Annotated in this window: 6 protein-coding genes; 1 reads left to right on the top strand and 5 read right to left on the bottom strand. The window is 71.5% G+C overall.

Annotated features, from left to right (window positions below):
- Positions 1-311: hypothetical protein (locus ACFT41_RS31735; RefSeq protein WP_377614099.1), on the bottom strand; the 311-nt coding region annotated here is incomplete at its 3' end.
- 174 nt (positions 312-485) lie between these two features.
- A complete protein-coding gene (locus tag ACFT41_RS31730) occupies positions 486-1,448 on the bottom strand; it encodes a TIGR03557 family F420-dependent LLM class oxidoreductase (RefSeq protein WP_377590049.1) in 963 nt (320 codons plus the stop codon).
- Between the two features lie 375 nt (positions 1,449-1,823).
- Between ACFT41_RS31730 and ACFT41_RS31725 the strand changes: the two genes are divergently transcribed.
- Entirely contained in the window at positions 1,824-3,209 is a 1,386-nt protein-coding gene (locus ACFT41_RS31725) for a cellulase family glycosylhydrolase (protein ID WP_377590048.1), read from the top strand.
- 77 nt (positions 3,210-3,286) lie between these two features.
- On the opposite strand, the gene ACFT41_RS31720 is transcribed toward ACFT41_RS31725, so the two are convergent.
- The 3 genes from ACFT41_RS31720 to ACFT41_RS31710 form a co-directional block, all read right to left on the bottom strand.
- Positions 3,287-5,446 (bottom strand): alpha-galactosidase, encoded by a 2,160-nt coding sequence (locus ACFT41_RS31720; RefSeq protein ID WP_377590047.1) that lies wholly within the window; start codon positions 5,444-5,446, stop codon positions 3,287-3,289.
- Positions 5,443-6,354 carry a carbohydrate ABC transporter permease gene (locus ACFT41_RS31715; protein ID WP_377590046.1) on the bottom strand — a complete coding sequence of 304 codons (912 nt, stop codon included), beginning with the start codon at positions 6,352-6,354 and terminating at the stop codon, positions 5,443-5,445. Before ACFT41_RS31715 ends, ACFT41_RS31720 begins: the two co-directional genes overlap by 4 nt.
- Positions 6,351-7,249 (bottom strand): carbohydrate ABC transporter permease (locus ACFT41_RS31710; RefSeq protein ID WP_377614098.1); only part of this gene is annotated, 899 nt, incomplete at its 5' end. The genes ACFT41_RS31710 and ACFT41_RS31715, both read right to left, overlap by 4 nt.

Genomic DNA, 7,249 nt, shown 5'->3' with positions numbered 1-7,249 from the left:
GCACCCTCTACGACGAGACGACCGCCTGGTCCCACCACCTCAACCCAGCCACTGCTTGACACCCCAGCACATGGGATGTCTTTGCTCTGCACCCATCGGCGCACCACCCAGTGCGAGCTGCGCAGGAGGAAAGGCTGCGGACGATGTGAGGTGATCCGCTCGGTTGCGCTGCGTGAGCGATGCGTATGTGGGTGCAGAGCAAAGACATCCCGGACAGTCAGCACGATCGAGGCGACGACCGAGAAGAGGATCATCAGCAGGCAGCCGAGGCCCCCGCCCGCCGGGCGGATCTCCGTGTTGCCGATGCGCATCAGGCCACCTTTCCAAGGGGCGGGGCGAGCAGGGTGCGTACCGCTGCGGCGGCCTCGACCGGGTGCCCGGGTCGGCGGCGCGGCGGGTGTGCGTGCGCAGCCCGTCGACGAGCCGCCACTCGCTGGTCAACCCGGCGGCGGGCCGGGGTGCGGCCAGGGCGAGCCGCAGCTGCTTCACAGCTCACGGAGCCGGGGGAGCAGCTCCTCCCGGGCCCAGTCGAGGAACCTCGGCTGGGTGTCCCCGCCGATCTGCACCAGCGCCACGTGGGTGAAGCCGGCGTCGACGAACTTCTTGAACGCCGCGACGTGCCGGTCGGTGTCCGGGCCGCAGGAGATCCCCTCGGCGACGTCGTCCTCGCGGACGTACTGGGTCGCGGCGGCGAACGAGTCGGGGCCGGGCAGTTCGGCGTTGACCTTCCAGCCCATGCCGAACCAGCGGAACTGGTCGTGCGCGATCTTGCGGCACTCCGCCTCGTCGGGGCCGTAGCAGATGGCGACCTGGCCGTACCGGGGCTGCCCGGCACCGCCCGCGTCGTCGTACATCTGGATCAGGTGGGCGTCGGGCTCGGTGGCGACGAGGCCGTCGCCGTAGTCGGCGGCGAGCGTCGCCGACTGCCGGCCGGAGGCGGCCACGGCCATCGGCACCGGACGCGCCGGTCGGTCCCAGACGTACGCGTCGGGCACGTCGAAGTGGTTGCCGGAGAAGGTGAGCGTCTCCCCGTTCAGCAGGGGCCGGATGATCTGCAGCGCCTCCTCGAACATCTCGTGCCGCTGCTGCACGTGCGGCCAGCCGCCGACGACGTGCTCGTTGAGGTTCTCCCCGGCGCCCAGGCCGAGGGTGAACCGGCCGTCCGACAGCGCCCCGATCGTGCTGGCCTTCTGCGCCACGACGGCGGGGTGGTAGCGGCGGATCGGGCAGGTCACGAAGGACATCAGCTCGGCCCGGCCGGTGGCGTGGGCGACCGCGCCGAGCACCGACCAGGCGTACGGGGAGTGACCCTGGGAATCCAGCCACGGATGGTAGTGGTCGGAGATCACCAACTGGTCGAAGCCGGCGGCCTCCGCGCGTACCGCGTAGTCGACCAGCTCCTTCGGCCCGGCCTGCTCGCACATCAGGGTGTAGCCGACGTTGACCATCGCCGCATCTCCTTCGCTCTCCCGATCCACACCGCATACCCCGGTGGGCGTCGGCCAACCCTCGACAGCCGTCGTGGCCTTGACGGGGTGGCCCGGGATGGTAAGGTCCGGCCTTAACCGGTTCAGGCTGGGGGCGTTCGCATCCTGTGGTGGGGATGACCGCACCTGTGGCGGCTCGCTGCCCCGCGAGCCGCCACAGGACATCCGCCCTGAGTGGTGAGTCACTGAACCGGTTGCCCCGCCTCAGCGATCGGCCTACGCTGATGGCTGCGCCGTCTCGGAGCCGGACGGCGGCTGACGGGCCAGCCGCCTTCTTCGTCACCACCACCGCATCCCCCGCCGGGCAACGGGGTTTGACCCTCCCTGAGGAAGGCCATGAGAAAACGTCTCTCCGTCGCGGGCGTCGCCCTGCTGACGGTCCTCGCCGCCGTGTTCGCCTTCGGGCAGCCCGCGCACGCCGCCGCCGGCTTCACCGTCGCCAACGGCAAGCTGTACGACGCCAACGGCAACGAGTTCATCATGCGTGGCGTCAACCACGCCCACACCTGGTACGCGCAGCAGACCAGTTCCTTCGCCAACATCAAGGCCCTCGGCGCGAACACGGTGCGGGTGGTGCTGGCCAGCGGCGACCGCTGGGCGAAGAACGACACGGCCGACGTCGCCAACGTCGTCTCGCTGTGCAAGGCCAACAAGCTGATCTGCGTCCTGGAGGTGCACGACACCACCGGGTACGGCGAGCAGAGCGGCGCGATCACCCTGGACCGGGCGGTCGACTACTGGCTGAGCATCTCCAGCGCCCTCGCCGGCCAGGAGAAGTACGTGATCGTCAACATCGGCAACGAGCCGTACGGCAACCAGGGCTACGGCACCTGGGCCACCGACTCGGCCAACGCGATCAAGCGGCTGCGCGCCGCCGGCCTCGCGCACACCATCATGGTCGACGCCCCCAACTGGGGCCAGGACTGGTCGTTCACCATGCGTGACAACGCGGCGTCGGTATTCGCCGCCGACCCGCAGCAGAACACCGTCTTCTCCATCCACATGTACGGCGTCTTCGACACCGCCGCGGAGATCTCCGACTACCTCGGCCGGTTCCGCACGGCGAAGCTGCCGATCGTGGTGGGCGAGTTCGGCTTCGACCACTCCGACGGCAACCCCGACGAGGACAGCATTCTGTCGTACACGCAGGCCAACGGCATCGGCTACCTGGGCTGGTCGTGGAGCGGCAACGGCGGCGGCGTCGAGTACCTCGACATGACCACCAACTTCAACCCGAACGCCCTGACCACCTGGGGCCAGCGCATCTTCAACGGTGCCAACGGCATCAAGGCCACGTCGAAGGAGGCGTCGGTCTACGGCGGCGTCACCCCGACCACCCCGCCGACCACGGCTCCGCCGACGACCGCCCCGCCGACGACCGCCCCGCCCACTACCGCCCCGCCGACCACCCCGCCGGCGACCGGCGGCTGCACGGCGACGTACACGATCATCGGCCAGTGGCAAGGCGGCTTCCAGGGTGAGGTCAAGGTGATCGCCGGCTCCGCCGCCATCAACGGCTGGACGGCGAAGTGGACGCTCGCCGGTGGGCAGAGCATCAGCCAGGCGTGGAACGCGACGGTGACCAGCAGCGGGTCGAGCGTCACCGCCACCAACGTCAGCTACAACGGCAGGCTCGGTGCCGGGGCCAGCACCAGCTTCGGCTTCATCGGCAGCTCCACCGGCACCCCCACCGTTCCCGCGGTGACCTGCACGGCTAGCTGACCCTTCCGCACCTGCGACGGTGGCCGGGCCCGCCAGGCCCGGCCACCGCGTCGTGCGTCCCCGGTCAAGGACGGGAATCAGTCGGCCGCGTCGACCTCCAGCAGCAGGGTCTGCTCGGGGTGCAGGGCAGGCAGTTGCAGGCCGACCGAGGCGAGCACCGCGCCCGGCAGGGTCACCCCGGGCAGCCAGCCCGGTTCCGTCAGCTCCAGCACGGCCGGCCCCGGCACACCGGCCGCCGGCCGGACCGCGTACCGCCGGGCCGGGTCGAGCCCGGGCAGCCGCAGCGCGCCCGGCGTCTGGGTGACCGAGGTGGCGACGCGAGCCACGGCGTACACCGCGTGGGTGTGGTCGTGGGCGACCACACCGTGCGCCCAGACGGCCGGGTCCGGGTGGTCGACCCGGAGCACCCGGCCGGCGTGCAGCAGCGGGCGGAGCCGCTTGTGCAGCGCCACCCAGGCCGACAGCTCGGCCCGGTCGGCGGCGCTCGCGGAGCCGATGTCCCACTCGACGCCGAAGTGCCCGAACAGCGCGGTGGCGGCCCGGAACCCCAGGTCGTGCACCCGGTGCGTGGTGTGCGACCGCTCGGGCCCGACGTGGCTGCCGACCAGCTCCGGCGGCAGCAGCAGCCCGGTCCAGCGCTGGATGGCCAGCCGCTCAAGGGCGTCGTTGCAGTCGCTGGCCCAGACCCGGTCGGTGCGGCGCAGGATCTCCAGGTCCACCCGCGCGCCGCCGGAGGAGCAGCTCTCGATCTCCAGCCCGGGGTGGCGGGCCCGCAGCTCGTCGAGCAGCCGGTAGGCGGCGACGGTCTGCGCGTGCACTCCGGGCCGCCCGGCGTGGCCGGCCTCGGTGAGGTCGCGGTTGTGGTCCCATTTCAGGTACGCGATGCCGTCGTGGTCGCGCAGCAGCGCGTCGAGCCGCCCCAGCACGTACGCGTACGCGCCCGGGTTGGCCAGGTCCAGCACCTGCTGGTGCCGCCACGCGGGCGGCAGCCGACCGGGCACGGCGAGCACCCAGTCCGGGCGGGCGCGGAACAGGTCGGAGTCGGGGTTGACCATCTCCGGCTCGACCCACAGGCCGAACTGCATGCCGTGCCCGCGCACGTGGTCGATCAGCGGTTGCAGCCCGCCCGGCCAGACCGTCTCGTCGACGTACCAGTCGCCGAGCCCGGCCCGGTCGTGCCGGCGGCCGACGAACCAGCCGTCGTCGAGCACGAACCGCTCCACCCCGACGGCGGCGGCGTGGTCGGCGAGGGCGCGCAGCCGGTCCAGGTCGTGGTCGAAGTAGACGGCCTCCCACACGTTGAGGGTGACCGGCCGCGCCGAGCGCGGGTGCCCCGGCCGGGCGCGCAGGTGGGCGTGCAGCGCCTCGCTGAGCCCGTCCAGGCCGGCGGTCGAGTGCGCGGCGTACAGCAGCGGGGTGGCGTAGGACTCGCCGGGGCCGAGTGCGATCTCGCCGCTGCCCAGCAGTTCGCCGCCGCCCAGCGTGGACTCGCCGGTGGGCCGCCGCTCGGCGAACGTGACGTGGTCGCCGCTCCACGCGGTGTGCACCGCCCACACCTCGCCGTGCCGGAAGCCGAACCCGGCCGTCCCGGCCACCAGCAGCAGCGTCGCGTCGTGCCCGGTGCGCCCGTGCCGGCCCTCCCGGACCCAGGCGCCCATGGGCCACGGGTGCCGCTGCGGCGACCGTTCCCGGCACCACCGGCCGGTCAGGTCGAGCAGCTCGGTGGCGACCGCCGGCACCGGCAGCACCGGCGTCAGCTCCCGCAGTTCGTACGGGGTGTCGCCGTCGTTGCGCAGCCGGTGGCGCAGCAGCACCAGCCCGGCCGGGTCCAGCTCGACCTCGACGGTCAGCGTCAGCGCCGCGTCGGGGTCGCTGGCCGTCACGGTCACCCGAGCCGAGCCGGCCGGGTCATCGGGGTCACCGGTCCCGTCGGGCTCGTCGGTGACGTCGAGGGCGTCGAGGCGGAACGCCGTGGACCAGGCGGCGCCGGCGCGGTGCCCGGCCAGCCCCGGCCGGCCGCTCCAGCCGGCGCTGGCCTCGGGCAGCAGGGACAGCACGGTCGGCGCGCCGAAGCTGCTCGGCACCACCGGCGGCACGCCCGCGGCGACCAGCGCGGTCAGGTCGTCGGCGGCGAGCGGACCGAGGTCGGCGCCCCAGTGCGCGACCCGGGGCAGCCCGGGGCCGCGCGCGTCGAGGACCAGGCTGGTCGCGGCCCGGCGCAGGTGGACGATCGTCATCCCTTTGACGCTCCCAGGGTCAGGCCCCGGACGAACTGCTTCTGCAACAGGAAGAAGATCACCAGGGTCGGGATCGCGACCAGCACCGAGCCGGCCGAGACGAGGTTGTTGTCGGTGAAGAACTCGCCGCGCAGGTTGTTCAGCGAGCTGGTCACCGGGAACTTGTCGCCGGTGCGCATGAGCACGGTGGCCCAGAAGAACTCGTTGTAGATCCAGGTCACCTCCAGCGTGGCCAGCGCCGCCAGCGCCGGCCGACACAGCGGCATGGTCACCTGCCAGTACTGCCGCCACACGCTGGCCCCGTCGACCATCGCCGCCTCGTACAGCTCGTGCGGCAGGGCCTTCATGTAGTTGCTCAGCACGAAGACGCAGAAGCCGCACTGGAAGGCGACGTTGACCAGGATCAGCCCCCAGTAGCTGTCGTAGAGCAGCTCCGAGTCGCTCATGAACAGCGGCAGCGGCACCTCGGTGAACAGCCGGAACAGCGGTATCAGCAGGGCCTGTTGGGGCAGCAGGTTCGCGGCGGTGAACAGGCCGAGCAGGACGATGTTGAGTTTCCAGCTGAACCGGGCGATGACGAACGCGACGCAGGAGGCCAGGAAGAGCGTCAGCAGCACCGCCGGCACCGTGATGTAGACCGAGTTGAGGAAGTGCTTGCCGAACTCGGCCGTGCGCCACGCGGTGACGTAGTTGTCGAGGGTCCAGCCGCCGAGGGAGACGTAGCCGTTGGCGGCGGTGTACTCGTAGGACCGCAGCGAGGTCAGCACCGCCCAGAGGATCGGGAACAGCCAGCCGACGGCCACCGCGCCCAGGAAGAGGTGCAGGGCCACCCGGCCGGGCCGGGGCGGTCGGCGGCGGCCGGTGGACGTGGCGGTCGCCGGCTCGCGGGTCGGGGCAGCGGCGGTCATTTCCGGTTCTCCCTCATGACGGTCGCCAGGTAGACGGTGATGAAGACCAGCGAGACGACCAGCATGAGCGTCGCCAGCGCCGAGCCGAAGCCGATGCGGCTGGCCTCGCCGACCACGTTCTGGGTGACCAGCGCGGAGATCAGTTCCAGCCCGTTGCGGCCCTTGTTGACGACCCAGACCAGGTCGAACGCGCGCAGCGACTCGATGACCGTCACCACCAGCACGATGATGTTGATCGGCCGCAGCACCGGGAAGACCACCTTGAAGAAGGTTCTGGCCTCGGATGCGCCGTCGACGGCGGCGGCCTCCCGCAGCGACGGGTCGACGCCCTTCAGCCCGGCCAGGTAGAGCAGCATGATGTAGCCGACGTGCCGCCAGCCGGCGGCGACGAGCACCGCCCAGATGTTGACGTCCGGGTCGCCGTACCAGTCTGTGCTGGTGCCCAGCGCCGCGTTGAGCAGGCCCTGGTCGCGGGAGTAGATGAGCTGCCAGACGAAGCCGATCAGCGCCAGCGAGAGCACCACCGGCAGGTAGAGCGCGGTCTGGTAGAACCGGCTGCCGCGGATCTCCTTGTCCAGCAGCACGGCGAGGAACATGCCGAACGGGGTGGCGACCACGAACAGCGCCGCCAGCCAGAACAGGTTGTTCTGCACCGCCGGCACGAACGGCGGATAGATGTTGATCACGTCGGAGTAGTTGCGGCCACCCACCCACTCGATCTCGTCGAGGGGGCCGATGCCGTCCCAGTTGGTGCCGGACAGCGCCACCGTGGCAGCCGCCGGGAGCCAGACCAGCGCGACGACCAGCAGCAGCGGTACGAGCACCATCAGCGTGATCACCACGCGGTCGGTGCGGGACAGGAGCCGTGGCCCGCGGCCGCGACCACCCTTGCGGG

It is taken from the genome of Micromonospora sp. NPDC057141, assembly GCF_042670805.1.
Lineage (GTDB): Bacteria > Actinomycetota > Actinomycetes > Mycobacteriales > Micromonosporaceae > Micromonospora.
Note: the sequence above shows the minus strand (reverse complement) of the source record. Positions and strands in the feature narration are given on the sequence as shown.